Here is an 18,911-nt window from a genome sequence, read left to right as displayed (position 1 = left end):
CGAATCGATAACTACGTACGGTTGGTCACATCCGCAATAATTTCCTACAGCGGACTACACGAAATCGGCAAAATTGACACGCCACATGTGGCCCATCCCGCGTAATTCGACGATGAAGCATCGGCTGTAAACATGCTTTATCCACTACTTTCCGACCACCTCCGAACGTCATCACTTGCTCGATGTCTCACTTGCTTTTCACTTTATGGCTTTATTTTCGCCTCTTTTCCTGACACATGGAAACGCTTCCATCTTTATCGCATGAGATGAATTCTCATTTGCAGTTGATATGTCAACTACTTTTTTCGCCTTGATGACGATCGTTAAGGATGTGCTTATACCAAAACCGGCGACGCACACCGCTGCGAAAATTTAGTAGTTACTCAATACGAACAACGTATTCGGCGCTCTTCTACGCGCATTTACTTCAGAAGTGTTTCACCGAGGCTGGACTCGAGCACAAGAGTGTTCGTTTGCGAACGCCGCGGACTCACTCGCCATTGCTCCCGACACGCTCGCCTCACAATAATCGGAGCAACACACAGGGACTGCCACGCATCGCAGCTCCTGTGCGTACGGGGAACGAGAAATAGGCGGCAGCGCCGCCAACAGAAAATATTCAACGGGGACGACAAAAATGGGACCACTTGAGCGCAATCGCTCGCGCTTACATTCGGCGGCGTTCGCCTGGCTCTCGCGCGAGAGGCTCATTGCCTACAGCACCGCCATGCTCGTCATCGGTGTCGGCTTCGTAGCACTCTGGGCAATCGTGACTCACGGCTTTTCGGAGACTCGCGGTTGGCGCCCGGGGTCAGATCTGATCGTGTTCTGGTCGGCCAGTCACGCAGTCCTGCACGGGCAAGCCTCCACGGTCTTCGATTACTCGGCGTTTTCCCGGATCGTGGCCGCGGCAACCGGCGGCTTGCCCAAAAGCGCGTTTATTCCCTGGCTTTATCCCCCCACCTTCCTGTTGTTCGTCGCACCGCTCGCGTTGTTGCCGCTTCCGATTGCCTACGGCTTCTTCCTGGTCGCGAGTGTGTCCGCTTTCGTCTGCGCGACGGTTCGCGTTTCCGGACTCGCGCACGGCCCGCTTGGCATTGCGGCGGCGCGCTACGTCGTGCTCGCCATGCCATGTGTGATGGTATGCGCGATCTTCGGGCAGAACGCGCTGATTACCGCGGCACTCGCCGCGTTTGCCATTGCGTCGATCGAACGGCGCCCCGTTATCGCCGGAATATGTATCGGCCTGCTGGTGATCAAACCGCAACTGGGCATCCTGTTCCCCGTTGTTCTGATCGCGGCACGGGCATGGAAAGTGTTCGGATGTGCTGCCGTGACGGCCGCGCTCTTTTCCCTGGCCAGCGTGGCGCTCTGCGGGACCGCTTCGCTTCGGCAGTTCGCCGGGAACATCGCGATGGCGCGTGAGCTGATCCTCGAGCACGACGTCCGCTTCTGGCTCGCTTCGCCATCCGTGTTCGCTTCGCTGCGGCTGCTTGGCGCGTCGCTGATCGCAGCAGGCCTAATGCATGCAGCGATTGGAATCATCGCCGCGTGCGGTGCGTGGAAAATCTGGCGCACGACGCGCGATTGCGCCCTGCGCGCCGCCGCGCTCGCGACCGCCACGCTGATTGTCACGCCCTATGTCTGGCACTACGAACTAACGTGGGTCGGACTCTCTTGTGCGGGCCTGCTCGCGAGCGGATTGCGTCGCGGATGGCTGGCCGGTGAGCAGCCCGTGCTACTCCTCGTCTGGCTCCTGCCGATCTTCGAATTCATCAATCAGATCCTGAGACTGCCGCAAACCGGACCCGTGATCCTGTTGCTCATGTTGCTCGCGCTGCTGCGCCGCGCTCGCATCGAGCCCATCCTTTAAGCAAGGCACCACGCCATGAGCCAGAGAACGTACCGCGATTACATGGATACCGCCAAGCTCGAGCCAGCCCAGCCCCTCGGCACTCGACAGCACGTCTCTCACTGGTTGAGCGGCCAACGCCTGTGGATCTATCCGCTCGCCGCGCTTGCTTACTATCTCGGCGTGGCGCTCGCTTACGTGTATCACCTGGTCTGGCTCAAGGATCCCCAGCTGAGCGTGCTTGCCGTAGACTGCCTGCCGTTCTGGAGCGCCTCGCATCTTGCCCTGCAAGGACATGCGGTGGACGCCTATAACTTTGGCATCCTGAAGCCCATCGAGGAATATGCTGCCGGCCGGCCCGTCGGTACCCTTCCGTGGCTCTACCCGCCAACGTTTCTGCTATTCCTTTATCCGCTGGCATTGCTGCCGTTCACGCTTTCCGCACCCATCTTCCTGTTCGGTACCCTCGCCTTGTTCGTCGCGGTGGTCAAGACGATCGCTCCCCACCCGCGCACGGCGCTCCTCGCCATCGCCTTCCCGGGTTCAGCGCTCGTGCTGACCGCCGGCCAGAACGGATTGCTCACGGCTTCGCTGGTGGGGCTCGGACTGGTCCTGCTGCGCCGCCGTCCGATACTCGCAGGGCTATGTTTTTCGCTCGTCGCCATGAAGCCACAGTTGTGCGTGCTGATTCCCCTCGCGCTGCTCGCTTCGCGCTCGTGGCGTGCACTGGGCGCGATGATCGCGGGCATGGCGATATCGCTGGTACTTGCTGTACTGGCGTTCGGTGGCGCAACGCTCGTCGCGTTCGTTCATAACATGGGCCTCGCCAACAGCTTTGTCGAGAGCGGACGAGCGCTGCTGTTTCGTGTGCCCACCCTGTTCGCGGCCCTCAAGCTGCTTCACGCGCCAACCGTCGTCGCCGGCGCGGTGCAAGCGCTATCGGCTCTTTGCGCCGCGGCGGCCGTGTGCTACGCATGGAGGCGCCCCAGCGCTTTCGGGCTGCGCGCCGCCGTGCTCGTATGCGCCAGCATGCTCGTGAGTCCGTATCTCTACGACTACGATCTGACATGGTATGGAATCCTGATCGCATGGGTGGTCTATCACGCGAGAGAGCACGGCTTTCAGCGCGGACAGCGCGAATGGCTGGCCGTACTCTGGCTCGCTCCCGTCGCCGGGCTCACGCTCGTTTCGCATCTGCACATTCCGTTCACGCCGCTCATCTCGATTGCCACGCTCTGGATGCTCATTGCGCAGATCGCGCGCGAGCGGAAAGCGCGGGCAATGACCAACAGCGCTGCCTCGTTGTAGAAGGGAGAAGACATCATGAATATGCCTGTCGGTGTGGAAGCGCGCCGCGTTGCAGCCGCGTTCGAGCCTCCCCTTATCTCTATCGTTGCGCCGTTCTATAACGAGGAGGACAGTGTTGGCGCGTTCTTCTCGCAGATCGTCGCGACCATGGAGGCGATCGAGTCAATCCGCTTCGAGATCGTCTGCGTCAACGACGGCAGCAGCGACGCCACGCTTGAGAGGCTGATCTTCGCGAGCCAGCGCGAACCGCGCATCAAGGTCATCGACCTTACGCGCAATTTCGGCAAGGAGGCAGCGCTGACAGCGGGTCTCGACGAAGCGCGCGGCGACGCGGTCGTCGTTATCGATGCGGACCTGCAGGATCCCCCCTCGCTGATTCCCGAGATGATCCAGCGTTGGCGCGACGGCGCCGAAGTCGTGCTCGCCCGGCGCGCCAGCCGTGCCTGCGACTCCTTCCTCAAGCGCACGACTGCTGCGCTGTTCTATCGCGTGCACAACGCACTTTCGCCGTTGAAGATCCCTGAGAACGTGGGTGACTTCAGACTCATGGATCGCAAGGTGGTTAGCGCGCTAAGCCGCCTTCCGGAACGGCATCGGTTCATGAAGGGACTCTTTGCGTGGGTCGGATTCAAGTCAGTGACGATCGATTATGAGCGCACGCCACGCAGCGCGGGCACCACCAAGTTTTCGGGCTGGCGCTTGTGGAATTTCGCTCTTGAAGGCATCACGAGCTTCAGTACCGTGCCCTTGCGCAGCTGGACGTACATTGGCGGCGCGATAGCCGCGCTGGCGTTTTGTCACGGGGGCATCATTGTCTGCCGCACGTTGCTGTTCGGCAATCCGGTGCCCGGATACGCTTCGCTGATTGCCGTCTTGCTGTTCTTGAGCGGTATCCAGCTGGCCGGTATCGGTGTCATCGGCGAATACGTCGGGCGCATTTATGACGAATCGAAAGAGCGGCCCATTTATCTCGTCCGCCGCCGTTACGAGTCGCGCTCCCGGACCGGCGCGCTGCCAGTTGAACATGAGGACGCCCACAGCCATCACGAGGCCCTGGAGCGGGTTCACAGGTGCGATCCGCCATGGTTGCGCGCGAGCGGACACTGACCATGCGCCATCCGAAAGCCGCTGTCGAGGCAAACGCCCCGGCAGCGTGCACGGCTGGCTACGCCAACCGTGAGAGAGGCACCGCTGGACGCAAGACGTGGCTGACCCGGGAGCGGCTTGCGCTGTATAGCGCGTCGTTATTGATTGTTCAGGCCGTGTTCATCGGAATCTGGGCGGTCGCATATTGGGGAGTGCACCAAGCGGGCATCCCACTGCCCGGCTCGGATTTCCGGGTGTTCTGGTGTGCCTCCGACGTCTCGCTGCACAGCGGCGCAGCAGCGGCGTTCGATCAACAGCGGCTGCTCGCCTGCGAGGCGTCCCTGCAAGCCGGCGCGCCTTTGGCAAACATGTTCGGTCCGTGGATCTATCCACCGACTTTTCATCTGCTCGTCTATCCGCTGGCGTTGCTGCCCTACGCGGCATCGTATGCACTCTTCATGGGTATCGGCATTGCGGCCTGCCTGATTGGCTGCCTGCCGGCGATGAGAAAGCGCGCTTTGCCATGGATAACGGTCGCCGCGTTTCCCGGGATATGGGTCACGATGGTCTACGGCCAGAATTCCTTGCTGACGCTCGGATTGGCCGCCGCTGCGCTCGGCATGCTGGAGTCGGCGCCTGTATGGGCAGGTATCTGCGCGGGCATGCTCGTCATCAAGCCTCAACTGGGCACGCTGTTGCCGCTGCTCTTCCTGTGCGGCCGCCACTATCGAGCGTGTATCGCAGCGATTTCAACAGCCGCCCTGTTCTGCGCCGCAAGCGCAGCCCTGTTTGGCTGGACGCTGTGGGTCCAATTCTTCCAAACCGCAGCCTGGTTTCAGCACGCCGCGCTGGAGCACGATGCAGGCGGACTCTGGCATGCCATGCCGACTGTCTTCGCGTTCCTGCGTAGTGCGGGCGTTGGCGCAGGCATGGCGTACAGCGTGCACACGGGAGTCGCGCTTTCGGCGGTGGCGGCCACCGCGATGGTCTGGGCGCGCCGGGCGAACCGGAACCTGTTGGCGGCATCCGCCATCGTCACCACGTTGCTGGTTCCGCCCTATCTCGTGTACTACGACCTCGCGTGGCTGCTTCTCGCTGTTATCTACGCTTGTGCACGCGCTAACGCTCGGCACCCGTCTACGTCTCTTGCAGCTATCGAGCGCGCCATCGTGACGCTCGCATGGTTCACGCCCCTGCTGTCGTTTCTCATGATCTGCAACACGACATCCATGCACCCGTGGGCTGCGTTTCTGCCGCCAGCGTGGCTCATTCTGATACTCATGCAATCGTCACGCGACTACGCGAAATAGATCACAATCGCCGCAGCGTAAGACGTGGAACTCAAGCGAAATCCGCCGCAAACGCGGTGCATGGCCTGCCGCGATCGTTTCGGGGTGGCAACGAATATCGGCATTCTCGTTTCGTACCTGACGTGGCCACGAAAATCCCCTATCGCTCTAGTTCGAGAGGCGTTCCGCGCCATTTGAGGCACCCTGGGTGCGCGAAACCCGAGACGTACCTGCGTCCGGTCGCGAAATTCAGCTCGAACATTCAATTAGTGAAACACGGTTTGCACGTCCTTGCCGACTTGCGCCGTTTCACGTGCGCATTCGCTCATTGCAGAGCCGCCCTTCTTTACTGAAGTCAGCGCCCACAGGAAAGCGACAATCCAGCCGAACACCGTCCATCCGAGCAGCATGTTAAGCCTCTTGATGGCGTGTCGCTTACGGTGCATACCATGGAAGGCAATGATAGAAGGCGCGCAATACAGCAACACCAACATGACGAGAGGTCCGCCCGAATCGCTCGGCGTGTCCGCGGCATCGGTGCTCGATTGATAGTGACTCATGTTGTCCCCCGTAACTCACAGCGCAAGCGTGAAATCACGCGATGCGCCTCTGACGCCTCATGGCTGTGCACCAGCTCTAAATGAAGTCATTTTGAGGCTAACTCGGTACCTACACATATATCTGCCAGCCGTAATTCGGTCCATGCGCTGGCAGACAAAACCAGACCCAAAACGAGATCTCAAGACAATCCCTGAACGGGCGTCGTCTATCGACCGCATACGTTCGATCCGCTCCGTTCACACGCCAAGGCCATACTGGCGCACTCACTAGCGTGCGCTGCCTGTTGCGCCACGCAGCGCCGCACGACAACCATCAACAATGCGAATACGATGACCGGTACATAAACGCCGGCCGCCCAATTCCCCGGGGTATAGAAGATAAGCGGCGAAAGCCATGCGCTCACCATCGCGACCCCATCGCCCCGAATCCAGCCGTTGCGGGCAGCATCGCGTATGAGCCACAGCAACGGCAAGCCGAGTAAAAGCAAGTCGTAGGGCATGAGATAAGTCGGCACCAGCAGCGTGGCGAGCACGAGCGCGGACGCGCGCAACTCGAAAGCCGCGCGCGTGGCCCAAAGCCAGGCAACGGCGCTCGCGGCCAGCGCCGCCACGACCGCGTGCAAGGCGTAAGCGGTAGGCACGGCCACGCCGAAATGGCGCGCGGCGCCGAATACCGTCGAAATGCCGCGCGGCCACCGGTCCGAATACTCGACTACGAATTGGTTAAAGGCGGGCAACGCCTGCGCAAAGCGGACAAACGTGTCGAAGCCGAGCACGAGTCCAGTGAGCGCGCAGAACACGCCGACAGTCAGCGCCGCCGACGCGAAGGCGCGCCAATGCCTGCCGAACAGCAACACAAGGGGAATGACGAGCCCCAGTTGCGGCTTGATGGCCAGCAGTCCAAAGAGAATGCCTGCGAGCCACGGTCGCCTCTCAAGGGCAATGAGTCCAAGCCCCATGAGCCCAAAAGTCAAAAATGAGTTCTGCCCGGCGCCCGCCGCGACCCAGATTGCAGGAAAGGCGACAACCGGCAGCCACCATCCCGGGTGCCGTACGGTTGGCAGGATCCGCGCACACACGTGGTATGCAAAGGCAATCCCTGCCGAAACGTACACGAAACACGAGACAGGAAAAGGCAACAACGCAGCCGGAAGCATGACCAGCAAAAAAGTGGGCGGATAGGTCCACGGCGTGACAAACGGCGTCGGCAGCATGTTCTGCAGCGGTAGCGCAATCCGCTCGATGAGGGCCGTGTCGAACACGCTGGCTGCCGGCCCGTGCAGCGCGAGCCAGGAGGCGCTCCAGAATACGGCGAAATCCCATCCGGGCGGGCTGACGTTGGGAATCCGGTCGATGCATCCAAACCATATCCGCAGCGCAAAGTAGCCAATATTCACAAGCAGCACGAAGGCTGCGTAGACACGGATACGCTGCGCGTCGAGCCAGCCAGGTGGGACGTGCAATGGCCGGGAACCGCAATGGACGGAGTCGTCGTGCCTCATCATGCCGCCTGATACGCCCATCGGGCGGGCAAAGCGCAAGACAGAACAACGCTACGGACGACAGCCGCAAGGGTTAGCGGCCAGTTAGTCCGCCGTCGGCAAAGCACAGGAGTGAGCGCCGCGGCCAGAAACCCGCCGATCGAGACTATGGCAACGCGCAGGAAGTGCGCAACGGCCGGAAGTGAGGAAACGCAGCACTGGTGCCCGAGCCCGCTGCATTCGACCCGGGCAATCGAAGCGCGATCGCCGATCGCAACGATTCCAGCGACTCCGAATTTGACGACACGCGGCATCCCCCGGCCCTCCTTGACATGCGCGACGCTCGGGCCGGAAGACCGCGACGCCCCACCCTTAGGTCTGGCGGCGCATCTCGTACTGGTCGTGCCTCGCGATAGCTTGTATCGCCAAGTATGGAGGAACAGCTTGCCGCGCGACAGGATCAATGAGCACGTAAACGTTAGCGAGCCCGCACACGGCCGTTGAAACGATCGTGTGCGGGCTCGCTGTGTACGTGCCGGCGGCTGCGCGGCCGGCTTCGTCAGAACGGCAGCTTCGCGTCCGGCTTCTCGGCGAGAATCACGCGCTTGAAGTCAGCCTGGATGCGCGCAAGCGCCGCATCGTTGTCGGCCTCGAAGCGCATCACGACCACAGGCGTGGTGTTCGACGAGCGCGCGAGACCAAAGCCGTCCGGATATTCCACACGCAGGCCGTCGATGGTAATGACCTCGTCGGCGCCCGTGAACTTCGCGTTCTTCTGCAGCTTCGCGATCAGCTCGAAGTTCTCGCCTTCCTCGAGCTTCAGTTGCAGCTCGGGCGTGGCGTGCGAGTTCGGCAGCTCGTTGAGCAGCTTGCTCGGATCGGCCACGCGCGAGAGGATTTCGAGCAGACGCGCGCCCGTGTACAGGCCGTCGTCGAAACCGTACCAGCGGTCCTTGAAGAACACGTGGCCGCTCATTTCACCCGCGAGCGGCGCGCCAGTCTCGCGCAGCTTCGCCTTTACGAGCGAGTGGCCCGTTTTCCACATGAGCGGCTCGCCGCCCTTGGCCTTCACCCACTTCGCGAGATTGCGCGTGCACTTCACGTCGTAGATGATCTGCTTGCCCGGATTGCGCGAGAGCACTTCCTCGGCGAACAGCATGAGCTGGCGATCGGGGTAGATGATCTGGCCGTCCTTGGTCACGACGCCCAGGCGGTCGCCGTCGCCGTCGAACGCGAAGCCGATTTCCGCATCCGTTTCCTTGAGCGCGCGGATCACGTCCTGCAGATTCTCGGGGTGCGCCGGGTCCGGATGGTGGTTCGGGAAGTTGCCGTCGATTTGCGTGAACAGCTCGACCAGCTCACAGCCCATTGCCTTGAACAGACGCGGTGCGAGCTCCCCTGCCACGCCGTTGCCGGTATCGACGACGATCTTCAGCGGACGCGCCAGCTTGACGTCGCTCACAATGCGCGCCACATATTCGTCGGCGATGTCGTACTTCGTGTAGCTGCCCTCGCCCGCGTCGAAACGGCTCGCGACGATGCGATCGTGAAGCGCGAGGATCTGGTCGCCGTAGATCGCCTTGCCGCGCAGGACCATCTTGAAGCCGTTGTAGTCGGGCGGATTGTGGCTGCCCGTCACGACGATGCAGGAGTCGACGTTGCGCTCGCCGCCCACCAGCTTGAGTGGCACGCTCGCGGCGAAGTAGCCCACGGGCGTGGGCACCATGCCGACGTCGACCACGTCCACGCCGGCTTCACACAGGCCGTCGGCCAGCGCACGCGAAAGATCGGGACCCGAGAGCCGGCCGTCACGCGCGATCACCACGGCGTCGCCGCCCTGCGCACGCACTTCGCTGCCGAAGGCGCGGCCGATGGCGCGCGCGGTGTCGGTGTCGAGCGTCTTGCCGATCACGCCGCGAATGTCATATGCCTTGAAAATCGATTTCGAAATCATGTTAGGGCTCACGTCCAGATGGGGATTCGGGTCTATTCGTAACATGGATAGGCAGATGTAAGCCTCCGGCGTTACGAAAAGTGGGATCCGTTACAAACTATAATTGCCGTTTTTCGGCAGTGGTATGCACCCATTTTAATGCTTCGCCGTTTCCTTTTATCGCCAAAATATTCGTCAAAAAAGGCGGAGAGATCGCGCATGCCGCGTGCCTGCCCCTTTTTTAGCACCTCCCGCCGTGGCGAGGCGCGATGCTGAGCCTCAAGCGCTTTGGCCGATTTGGCAACCCCGACGTCGCTCGCGCGTTCGCAAACATCGTGTGGCTCGGCCTCGAGCGCGTCACGCAGATCGCGGTGGCCATTGTCATCAGCGGCGTGCTCGCGCGCTATTTCGGCCCTGACGTATTCGGCAAGTGGCAGTACGCCAACACGCTCCTGCTCGTGCTTGCGCCCATCACCTGGGTCTGCGGCGCCGAAATCCTCGTGCCCACCATCGTCAACCGGCCGCCGGAGCAACTCGGCACCGTGCTCGGGAGCGCGTTCGCGCTGCGCATCGGTGTGTCAGCGGCGGCGCTCCTCGTCACGTGGGCGGGGACTGCGCTCGGCCTGACCGACCCGCTCGTCGGCGCCATGCTCGCCGGCCTCGCGGTGACGATGCTCTTTCGCGAGCCGTTCGTGGGTGTGATCAACGCCTGGCTGCAGAGCATGACGTATAGCAAGCCGCAATTGCTCGCGAGCATGACGACGGCCGTGATCAAGGCGCTGCTCGTGTACCTGCTCGCTCGCGCGACGTTCGCGCCCGCCACGTTCGGCTGGCTCTGGGCGCTCGAATCGGCGGCGATTGGTGCTGCGCTCGTGCTCTACTTCCGGCGCCGCCACGGCGGCAAGCTCGGCTGGCACGTGGACCGCTCGCTCTTCAAGCATTTTGCGAGCGCGGGCACGGTGTTCTGGCTTGGCCTCATCTGCATGTACCTGTTCTTGAAGCTCGACCGTTTGATGCTCGAGCGCACGATCTCGTTCGCCGATCTCGGCCGCTACTCCGCCGCCCAGCAGCTCAACGAGAACTGGATCACGCTCGCGCTCATGCTCTCGCAAACCATCGCGCCGGCCTTCGTGTACCGCGTGCAGCAGACCGCGCAGCTGCGGCGCAACCTCGTGCGTCTCCTGGCGATGACGGCGGTGCTGATGGTGGCGGGCGCGCTCGTGCTCGACGCGCTCGCGGGCTTCATTATCGGCCGCGTGTTCGGGCCTGACTACGAAGGTGCGATCGGCATCTTCCGCTGGGCCGTGTGGCTTTCGGTGCCGGCGGGGCTCGAAGCCATCGGCAACCTCGTCGTGCTCAAATATCAGGCGAAGTTCGTGCTGCTCGCGAAATGGCTGCTCGCGCTCGCCGTGGCGTTCGCCGTGAATATCGTCGCGATCCCGCGACTCGGCTCGTACGGCGCGCTGTGCGGCCTCGCGGCCGGCTATCTCGCGGCTGCCTGCGTGAACCTCTATTACATCCGCTTCAAGCTCGTTTCATGATGAATTCCGCCGCGCTCCCAGCGAGCGACGCACGCGAAGGTGCGCTCGCCGACGTCGCTGTACTTATGCCCGCTTACAACGGCCAGGACGACGTTGCGCGCACGCTTGCGTCGTTCAAGGAAGACGCAACGATCTACGCGCTCGTTGTCGACGATGGCAGCACGCCGCCGATCGTCGCGCCTGGTGTACCTGGCATGCGCGTGGAAATCTTGCGCATGGCGAAGAACGGCGGCATCGAGCGCGCGTTGCAGGCGGGCATCGAGGCACTTGCGGCGCGCGGTTTTCGCTACGCGGCGCGTATCGACGCGGGCGATCTCGCCGCGCCCCAGCGCCTGGCAAAGCAGCGCGCGCGCATGCAAGCCGAACCGACGCTCGCGGCGCTCGGCACGTGGACCCAAGTGGTCAATCGCGCGGGCGAGCCGCTTTTCATGCTGCGCCCGAGCGCCGACGCGCGCGCCCTGCGCCGTACGCGCCTGTTGCGCTCGCCGCTCGTGCACCCTTCGGTGATGCTTCGCGTTGATGCTGTGCTTGCTGTTGGCAACTATCGTGTGCAATATCCGGCCGCTGAGGACCTCGACCTGTTTCTGCGACTGATGGAGCGCTATGAGTGCGCGAATCTGCCGGAACTCGGGCTCTACTACGAACTGAACGAAGGCGGCATTAGCGCGACCAAGCGGCGCCGGCAGATCGTCTCCACACTGCGCCTGCAGTTGCGCTATCTGAACGTGCTGAATTGGCGCGACTGGGCGGGCGTTGCGAAGAGCCTGCTGCACTTCGTGACGCCGTATCGAACTCTGCACAAAATGAAGCGGGCGCTCTTCACGCGCGGTGCTTAGCAACGCAAACCGTTCTTTCCTCCGCTGCCCGTCGTGTTCCCGGCACGGTCTATTGGGCTTTTTCGTTCCGGCGTGCTCCCCGCCGCCGGACCGAATAAGTACGTGCGAGAACCACGCCAACCACGGCAAGTTAAGCCAACAGAGACGTGAACTCATTCGCGGCTGATCCCGCTTTGTCGCGAGATGCGCAATGAAGGGCCCGCGTGTCGGCACTCCGGGCAAACAGCCAACTTGCTCCAGTCAACCTATTCGCCTTCGCCCTCTTAGTTGATATGTATATCATTCGACTACGAGAACAAAATTGGACGACATGTCTTTTTCGACGTCCACGAATGATGTGTCGTACGTAGATGTCCAATCAAGCAGGGGAAACGCCAATAAGCAAGCGCGTGTGCGGTGCGGTATATCACGTCATAAGTTGGATCCAGGATGGTTGTCAATGAAGCACACACGTTGCTATATCAACCAAATTGTTTTAAACAACACCTTACACACATCCCGGACGCCCCGGAATGAATGACATGCCACTTCTGGTTCTGATCAAGACACTGATGCGGGAAAGGGGGCTGCGCTTGACGCTCATGGCCGAACGACTCGGCATAGCGCGTCAGAACCAGGGCGCACCGCAGTCGGAGCGGCACGATGTGCGAAGTTGGACGCCGGATGGCGCGGCCAACATCCTCGACGCTGGATGGGTATTGGTGCTAGGTGAGAACCTTGTTGAGATTCATGGGGTCCTGACAATGAAAGGCGTAGACCCGTTCGTGCGTAAACAAGCACCCGTTGTCACTCGTTCGAGCCGATCCGCACTTTATGACCCGCAAGTCGCCATGGACCTGCAGGTGCGCTCATCGCCTGCGCTCGGGCCTGACCCAATCACATTAACGACCGCTGAGCGTCACGAGCTTGTGTGAGCAGCGCTACCGAGCCAGACAGCAACGGCAACGTGCAAGCCAGACTCAGCCGGGACGCACGAACATATAAACAATACGCAGGGCTAACGGTCTGATCCTCGTTTCGAGGAATGGTCACTAGCTCGATCAAAACAAACGGGGAGAGCACATCGTGAGCATCCAGCGACGTGAGACCATGACCTCAGGCGGTGAGCGGCACGAAGCTGAGTGGTCACCGCAGGCTCCCGAGCAATCCCAGCGAGAACTCGAGAGAGTCGTTCCTCAATACATGGACGCGCATCAGGACAATTCCAGCAAGACCAGATGCGGACATATTCTGCGTCTGCTCGGAATCCCGACAGGTTTTGGAGGCGCTGCCTTGGTGTTGTCGGCTTTCGACGTCTCAATGACCACGCAATCGCAGCCAGTCCTTCTTGTTGGCTTGCTGTGCGGCATTGGCGCGACATGCTACGGGATCGCAGTCAAGTGGCGCATCTTTCAACGGCTTTGGTCGGTTGCGCTTTTTTGGTTCACGCTGACGCTTCTCGTGGAAGCCCTTCTCTATGTGGCCATGCCGGCTTCCACCCTACAGTGGTAGAGAACGGATACGACGCCACCCCGAGTTCAACCGCGATCGCCAAAGACAGTGCAATGTCTACCCGCCGCTGCTGATTGGGGTGATCAAACGAAAGACGCATGTTTTTAGGCATCTTTCGATGTCTCGCGTGAAGAAATCAGACGCATTTTCACAACTCTAAAGAAATCGGGCGATCGCCATTTGCAATCGCAAAATGCTGTGGTAATGTTGCTCCACTTTCCGCGTCTCTGACGCATCGAATCGGCATGATAGCCGTGCCGATTGTTTGACTCAGACGTTGCAACAGTAACGACTTCCGTCGAGCTCCCTTGCACTGCCTGAAGAGTTTTTTAAAACGCCCAGGCCGACTCTCGTAGTCTGCGTAGCGATAATTGCTTCACCGCGTCTCTGACGCATCGGTTCGGTATGGTCTCCATGCCCATTGCTTGACTCGCACGTTGCAACAGTAACGACTTCGGTCGAACTCCCTTGCACTGCTGCAGGAGTTTTTTAAAACGCCCAGGCCGACTCTCGTAGTCTGCGTAGCGATAATTGCTTCACCGCGTCTCTGACGCATCGGTTCGGCATGGTCTCCATGCCCATTGCTTGACTCGCACGTTGCAACAGTAACGACTTCGGTCGAACTCCCTTGCACTGCTGGAAGATTTTTTTAGACCGCCCAGGCCGGCTCTCGTAGCCTGTCTAGCGATAATCGCTTCAGCGCGTCTCTGACGCATCGATCCGGCATGGTATCCATGCCCATTGCTTGACTCGTACGTTGCAACAGTAACGACTTCGGTCGAACTGCCTTGCACTGCTGGAAGATTTTTTAAAACGCCCAGGCCGACTCTCGTAGTCTGCGTAGCGATAATTGCTTCACCGCGTCTGTGACGCATTGATTCGGCGTGGTATCCATGCCCATTGGTTAACCACACTGCGACAGCGACGACTTCGGTCGAGTTCCCTTGTAGCGCTGGATGAGCCTTTTTGAGAACGCCTCCGGCACGGCGCTAGTAGTCCGTCCGGCGGAGACGTCTTCTTGGCTGCAGTTCGCTGCACGCCACCATGAAAACGCACGCGGCTTCATCTGCGCGTGGTCTCCCTGCTTGCGTTCGCAATGAGCGCGTATCCATGAAGTGCATTCGGCGCACCGCCCCCCCTGTCCGTCTGGACGACTCAGGGCTGAGGCGAAATGCCAATATGCGCGCGATCATATGCATCCTCTGATGCAGCGACCGTCCCGAGTGACTCGCCACCTAGCCGTGGCACAGCCCGGTTTTGCACGGCATATCTAAAGGAATGAGCTGGGTCCCGGTATGACCGGAGTCATCAGCATGCCTCGATCGTCCGATTTCGGATAACTGTAGGCTTCCTTTGCGTCTTTGAATTGCTCGAGCCACACGAGCCCGTCGATCGTTTCGGTCTGCGACGCGCCGCTCTGGCGCACATCAATCCTTTCACACGCCCTCAAGCGCGATTTCGGTGCGACGTTTCTCGTCCGAATTCCGCCCACATCGTGCTCGCTCTCACGCGAGCCGTCATCGCCCACGTGCTGCATGCACACGAATGCGGTTGAACATCGATTGCGCCGCGACGCGGCGCGCGATCTTCATCCCGCCCCGGGCTCTCACTTCCAAGCGCGCAGACCTTTCCACCGGTGCCATCCGGGGACCCTCAGCTAAACCGCCTCTGCCCATCTTTTTGCACTTCCGAATCACAGCAGGTCAACGACGCACCCTCGTTGGCTCAGCTCAATCACGTGTCCTTTGCGGACACGTCGCCACCGTAACCGGTGGCAACAGGGTGCCCTCATGCGCGTCCCGCCCGCGCATGAGGCTCAGATACAGGCGGAAAAGCCAACACGGGAAAGGAGCCCTATGGGACGAAGATCAAGAGGCGTCAACAACGCCGCACAGATGAGCCGCGAAGCAGGTGGAAGCAAGGACTCACAGAAGCATCGTCGCTTGCACTGGAGCGAGTTCTCGCGTTTCGCGGCGCGCATCGGCCACACACTGGAAGCGGTAGACCAGGCGGAAGACTGGATGCTCGAATTCTTTGTCTGGTTCCTCGTCGCCGGGGCGATGAAGCCTGGCACGCTCGCGAACTATCGAGCGTCGCTCTCAGTGATTCAAGGTACGGCCGGACAGGATGTGTCCCGTTCAACCCGCAGCCAAGAACTCCAGCTCGAGCGTCGAGACCGGCATGGCAGGCATCGCGCGCGTACGCCGCAGGAATTTAGCGACCTGCTCGCCGCGGCCCAGGCGTTCGATAACGGCGTTGTACACGTGATTCGCCTGATGCGCTGGCTTGGACTACGCATGCGCGAGGCGCTCATGTGCGGCAAGTCACTGGAAATGTGGCGAGATCTGATCTTGCAGGGAGACCGGCGCTTGCCCATTGAGCGCGGCGCCAAGAACGGTCGCCCGCGTCGAACCGAAGTACTTGCGGATCACGTCGGCGAAACGCTCGACGCAATCAACGCGGCGCTGGCGTTCTGCCGCGATCGCGACTTTGAACTGGTGACCGGCTGCAATGACGATCTAAAGAGTGCCAAGTCTCGCTTGAAGTCGCGCTTTGAGCAACTGCCAATGCGTGGGCAGCTCGCGAGCCACAGCCTGAGATTCACTTATGCAGTCGACTTCGCCAACGCCGCGCTCGATCGCGGGGTACCGCCCGTCGATGTACTGACCCAACTCTCGGACCGGCTTGGCCACGGACCATCGCGGGTGAAGATGATCCTCGAGGTCTACTGCTGGCAGATCCGCCATCGGTTCCCCGAAAAAATCCAGTTGCCGAGCGACTTCGTTCCCCGCAAACAAACGAAGAGCCCCTCAGTGTCCGAAAGGACCGGCCCCGACAATCGATTCGCGGGTAACGGCGCAGCCCTCCGGCGGCGAAGGTCGGCACGCGGACGCCGATTTCAAACAAACCATGGAGGCAAACCCAGACGCGAACCACATTGATTCGCAGTACAAATAAACCATCACCACATCTAGACGCTACGAAGGAGAAAGACAAATGCTGGAAACACCACTCACCGCGCAAGCGCGCCTCGCGCTTAACCGATACAGCAGCGACAACCCCATCAGAACGCTGCTACCACTGTGGCGGCAGTTTGAAGACTTCCTGCAATCGCACAGCAGGATGCCCGCTTCCATCCTCGAAATTCCAGAGGACACGCTACGTGCGTACGCGAGCTATCTCGACTACCGGGACTGCCATGTCGATGACGCGCTAGTCGCGCTGAGCGCTGTGCTCCTCGTGTGCCTAAACGCAGGCTATAGCGGCAAGGTGCTGCGCACCGTCGTGATCCCACGCATTCGTCGTCCCGTCGAGAACCGCCAGTGGGACGCGTTTCGCTTGCGAACCTACCAGCCGCTCGAATCCTCACAACTCGCCCGCAGTCGCAGACGCCGGGCTAAGCGCGAAGTATGCGCGCAGGATGCGGCTCGCCCCGACAACGCACTCATGTAAAGACCGTTCTTAACGCTTTTCACAACTCCACCTACAACCATCGAAGGAACAAAAATGACTCATCTGATTGTGGCTCACTTTCAAAGCTCGAACGGTGCCGCGCAAACCTTGGCAGCACAAATTCTTCACGCACAGACGGGAGGATTGCTCATGAACCCGAGTCTGCTCGGTGGGTCCAGCGAGCATGCAGGCAGCGCTCAACTGACGGACAGAGAGGATGCGCTTCAGGACCATTACTGCACCTTGATGACTTCCCGGCGCGGGGGAATTATCGACGTGTCACCTGAAGACCGGAAAGCGATGATCGCATTCATCCAGGCAAGGCGCGCTGTTCTTACCGAACTGAAAACGATCATTGTCTCAACGTCTGCGGACACCGCATCACAGCAGGCTGCCGTAGAAACGCTCGCGGAAATAGGTGCGGCGGGTGTGGCTCCGTCCTGCATCCGGATCCTCTTTACCGACGTGCCAGCGAACGCCGCCTTCGAGGACGTCTACCCCATCGTCGCCGAATATGCGCGTGAGACTGAGATCACGCTAGTGCCCGAGGCGACGCTTCCGGTATCGACATCTTTTGCGAAGGCTCAGCAATTCAAGATGCCGATCGCCGCTGTCTTGAACCGCGCGGTCGATTTCGAAACCGAACTGACCGCGGCGCGACTCAATGGTGCGCCCGAGAAAATCATGCACGGTCTCGCTCACAAAGTGATCGCGCAGCGCGAGCTTCTCGACACGGCGGGTGCGTTCAAACGCGTCGCTGAGGCACTCGGACTACCGTGCATTTCGCAAGAGGAATGGCGTGCGGAGTTCGCTCCAACGACAAACCGCAAGCGCGCGAGGACGCCGGCACTCGACTAAAGGTCATCCATGAAGACGGATCAACGGTGCACTTCGCACTCAAGGCCCGTTGAGCCGCGCAGCCAGTTGTTTTGAGGCCCACGAGAGCTCCGTAACTACGCCACTCGAGCGTGCATGAGAGCACTGGCTGCGCATCCCGTATTGACACTGCAGCGCCGAAACGGCGCCGGTGCAATTGGATAAGCTGGTTCCCACATCGTTTCGTTGAAATATAGGGATATCGCAATGAACAAGTTCCGACAAATGACGTCTGAGATTGACCGCAAGGCCCTTGTAGAAGCTATCGCTCGCGCTCTCGGTCTTCGCTGCGAGCCTCTACCACCGCTCCTCACCGATGCCATCGCTCTGAACAGCACACTCGCGCGCGTGGCCAGGCGCATTAGCTTCGAAACGCATATGTACGAATGGGCGACCAAGGCCAAATCCCTGCGCATGTCGTCCGTATACATGCGTCAACACGCGAAGCTGAAGAGTGCCGTGGTCTGGCACCGGTCGGCCTCATGGGGAAGCTTGGCTTTGAAGTTGCTGCGGCCCCTCGCCCCAGACGAAATTGATGATGGGAACTGCGACGCACTGCAGCTCGAGTTCTTGCTCAATGCCCTTGCTGAAGATCCCCTGATGCTAAGTAGTCGCCGCGATGGAACATTCCAGCACCTGCCAGTCGACATTCTGCTGACCCAACGAATCAATGAATATTTTCACGAATACTTCGGTCCTGGCATGGTGCATCCGTTTGAGGGTCACCACTTCGTGCAGGGTTGCGTTCTCTATATATTTTGCGACGCAGGCAACGCAGCAGTGCGCGCAGGCGTTGCGACTGCGCTCTCCCGGGTCATGAGCGCGGAGCTTGATGCGGAAATCGTATCGCTGGTACAGGAGGCCCGGCGCACTCATGAAATAACGCGACCGCATTGAGCATTTCAACGGGGACTCCGCTGTCGGGCCTGGTACCAGAAAGTAGGACGGCGTTGAAGAACGCGCTTCCGGTAAACGCTACCCGCTGTGTTTCGGCGGAGTTCCCCGCTCTGGATTCATGACAAGGTTCATCTGCCGCCTTACCACTACACCAGCTTTACAGTGCGGACTTCATAGGGGGAAGATCAGTTCCACAGCGAGTTCACGCGTGTTGCGCTGTGCGCCGATCCGGGATCCGACCGCAACGCCCCCCCATGGGAGACCGGCCAACGTTTCTCGCCTGCACCGCTCGCCGGACGGCGAGTGGG

General features: G+C 60.6%; 15 protein-coding genes. 12 read left to right on the top strand and 3 right to left on the bottom strand.

What is annotated here, in order from left to right:
• Window positions 1-637: 637 nt before the first annotated feature.
• From U5A52_RS23400 to U5A52_RS23385, 4 genes are read left to right on the top strand one after another with little or no spacing between them, the layout of a single operon-like run.
• On the top strand, window positions 638-1,873 hold the full coding sequence (locus tag U5A52_RS23400) for a glycosyltransferase family 87 protein (protein ID WP_321936437.1): 1,236 nt from the start codon (window positions 638-640) through the stop codon (window positions 1,871-1,873).
• Window positions 1,874-1,888: 15 nt separating this feature from the next.
• Window positions 1,889-3,160: a glycosyltransferase family 87 protein gene (locus tag U5A52_RS23395; protein WP_321936436.1), complete on the top strand. Its 1,272-nt coding sequence runs from the start codon at window positions 1,889-1,891 to the stop codon at window positions 3,158-3,160.
• A 21-nt stretch (window positions 3,161-3,181) separates the two neighbouring features.
• Window positions 3,182-4,267, top strand: coding sequence for a glycosyltransferase family 2 protein (locus tag U5A52_RS23390; RefSeq protein ID WP_321936494.1), 1,086 nt, complete (start codon window positions 3,182-3,184; stop codon window positions 4,265-4,267).
• A gap of 2 nt (window positions 4,268-4,269) precedes the next feature.
• Complete coding sequence (locus tag U5A52_RS23385; protein WP_321936435.1) at window positions 4,270-5,556, top strand: glycosyltransferase family 87 protein; 1,287 nt, start codon at window positions 4,270-4,272, stop codon at window positions 5,554-5,556.
• Between the two features lie 245 nt (window positions 5,557-5,801).
• Here the strand turns inward: U5A52_RS23385 and U5A52_RS23380 are convergent, their stop codons facing one another.
• From U5A52_RS23380 to U5A52_RS23370, 3 genes are all read right to left on the bottom strand, one after another.
• Window positions 5,802-6,095, bottom strand: a complete 294-nt coding sequence (locus tag U5A52_RS23380; RefSeq protein WP_321936434.1) for a superinfection immunity protein — start codon at window positions 6,093-6,095, stop codon at window positions 5,802-5,804.
• A gap of 206 nt (window positions 6,096-6,301) precedes the next feature.
• Entirely contained in the window at window positions 6,302-7,558 is a 1,257-nt protein-coding gene (locus U5A52_RS23375) for a glycosyltransferase family 87 protein (protein WP_321936433.1), read from the bottom strand.
• A 577-nt stretch (window positions 7,559-8,135) separates the two neighbouring features.
• Window positions 8,136-9,530 (bottom strand): phosphomannomutase/phosphoglucomutase, encoded by a 1,395-nt coding sequence (locus U5A52_RS23370; RefSeq protein ID WP_321936432.1) that lies wholly within the window; start codon window positions 9,528-9,530, stop codon window positions 8,136-8,138.
• Window positions 9,531-9,778: 248 nt separating this feature from the next.
• On the opposite strand from U5A52_RS23370, the gene U5A52_RS23365 reads away from it, so the two are divergent.
• The 8 genes from U5A52_RS23365 (at window position 9,779) to U5A52_RS23330 (ending at window position 18,603) form a co-directional block, all read left to right on the top strand.
• Window positions 9,779-11,050, top strand: a complete 1,272-nt coding sequence (locus U5A52_RS23365; RefSeq protein ID WP_321936431.1) for an oligosaccharide flippase family protein — start codon at window positions 9,779-9,781, stop codon at window positions 11,048-11,050.
• A complete protein-coding gene (locus tag U5A52_RS23360; RefSeq protein WP_321936493.1) occupies window positions 11,050-11,886 on the top strand; it encodes a glycosyltransferase in 837 nt (278 codons plus the stop codon). Before U5A52_RS23365 ends, U5A52_RS23360 begins: the two co-directional genes overlap by 1 nt.
• A 521-nt stretch (window positions 11,887-12,407) precedes the next feature.
• A complete protein-coding gene (locus tag U5A52_RS23355) occupies window positions 12,408-12,800 on the top strand; it encodes a hypothetical protein (RefSeq protein ID WP_321936430.1) in 393 nt (130 codons plus the stop codon).
• Between the two features lie 151 nt (window positions 12,801-12,951).
• Window positions 12,952-13,377: a hypothetical protein gene (locus U5A52_RS23350; protein WP_321936429.1), complete on the top strand. Its 426-nt coding sequence runs from the start codon at window positions 12,952-12,954 to the stop codon at window positions 13,375-13,377.
• Window positions 13,378-15,272: 1,895 nt separating this feature from the next.
• On the top strand, window positions 15,273-16,319 hold the full coding sequence (locus U5A52_RS23345; RefSeq protein ID WP_321936428.1) for an integrase domain-containing protein: 1,047 nt from the start codon (window positions 15,273-15,275) through the stop codon (window positions 16,317-16,319).
• Window positions 16,320-16,374: 55 nt separating this feature from the next.
• Window positions 16,375-16,830, top strand: coding sequence for a hypothetical protein (locus tag U5A52_RS23340; RefSeq protein WP_321936427.1), 456 nt, complete (start codon window positions 16,375-16,377; stop codon window positions 16,828-16,830).
• A gap of 54 nt (window positions 16,831-16,884) precedes the next feature.
• Window positions 16,885-17,688: a hypothetical protein gene (locus tag U5A52_RS23335; RefSeq protein WP_321936426.1), complete on the top strand. Its 804-nt coding sequence runs from the start codon at window positions 16,885-16,887 to the stop codon at window positions 17,686-17,688.
• A gap of 225 nt (window positions 17,689-17,913) precedes the next feature.
• Entirely contained in the window at window positions 17,914-18,603 is a 690-nt protein-coding gene (locus U5A52_RS23330) for a hypothetical protein (protein WP_321936425.1), read from the top strand.
• The last annotated feature ends 308 nt before the right edge of the window (window positions 18,604-18,911 follow it).

Source organism: Paraburkholderia sp. J8-2 (assembly GCF_905220195.1).
In the GTDB taxonomy this organism is placed as follows: domain Bacteria; phylum Pseudomonadota; class Gammaproteobacteria; order Burkholderiales; family Burkholderiaceae; genus Paraburkholderia.
This window is presented reverse-complemented; position numbering and strand designations above follow the sequence as displayed.

Coding starts and splice junctions, on each gene's coding strand:
- U5A52_RS23400 (WP_321936437.1), top strand. CDS start 638: ATGGGACCACTTGAGCGCAATCGCTCGCGCTTACATTCGGCGGCGTTC.
- U5A52_RS23395 (WP_321936436.1), top strand. CDS start 1,889: ATGAGCCAGAGAACGTACCGCGATTACATGGATACCGCCAAGCTCGAG.
- U5A52_RS23390 (WP_321936494.1), top strand. CDS start 3,182: ATGCCTGTCGGTGTGGAAGCGCGCCGCGTTGCAGCCGCGTTCGAGCCT.
- U5A52_RS23385 (WP_321936435.1), top strand. CDS start 4,270: ATGCGCCATCCGAAAGCCGCTGTCGAGGCAAACGCCCCGGCAGCGTGC.
- U5A52_RS23380 (WP_321936434.1), bottom strand. CDS start 6,095: ATGAGTCACTATCAATCGAGCACCGATGCCGCGGACACGCCGAGCGAT.
- U5A52_RS23370 (WP_321936432.1), bottom strand. CDS start 9,530: ATGATTTCGAAATCGATTTTCAAGGCATATGACATTCGCGGCGTGATC.
- U5A52_RS23365 (WP_321936431.1), top strand. CDS start 9,779: ATGCTGAGCCTCAAGCGCTTTGGCCGATTTGGCAACCCCGACGTCGCT.
- U5A52_RS23360 (WP_321936493.1), top strand. CDS start 11,050: ATGAATTCCGCCGCGCTCCCAGCGAGCGACGCACGCGAAGGTGCGCTC.
- U5A52_RS23355 (WP_321936430.1), top strand. CDS start 12,408: ATGCCACTTCTGGTTCTGATCAAGACACTGATGCGGGAAAGGGGGCTG.
- U5A52_RS23345 (WP_321936428.1), top strand. CDS start 15,273: ATGAGCCGCGAAGCAGGTGGAAGCAAGGACTCACAGAAGCATCGTCGC.
- U5A52_RS23340 (WP_321936427.1), top strand. CDS start 16,375: ATGCTGGAAACACCACTCACCGCGCAAGCGCGCCTCGCGCTTAACCGA.
- U5A52_RS23335 (WP_321936426.1), top strand. CDS start 16,885: ATGACTCATCTGATTGTGGCTCACTTTCAAAGCTCGAACGGTGCCGCG.
- U5A52_RS23330 (WP_321936425.1), top strand. CDS start 17,914: ATGAACAAGTTCCGACAAATGACGTCTGAGATTGACCGCAAGGCCCTT.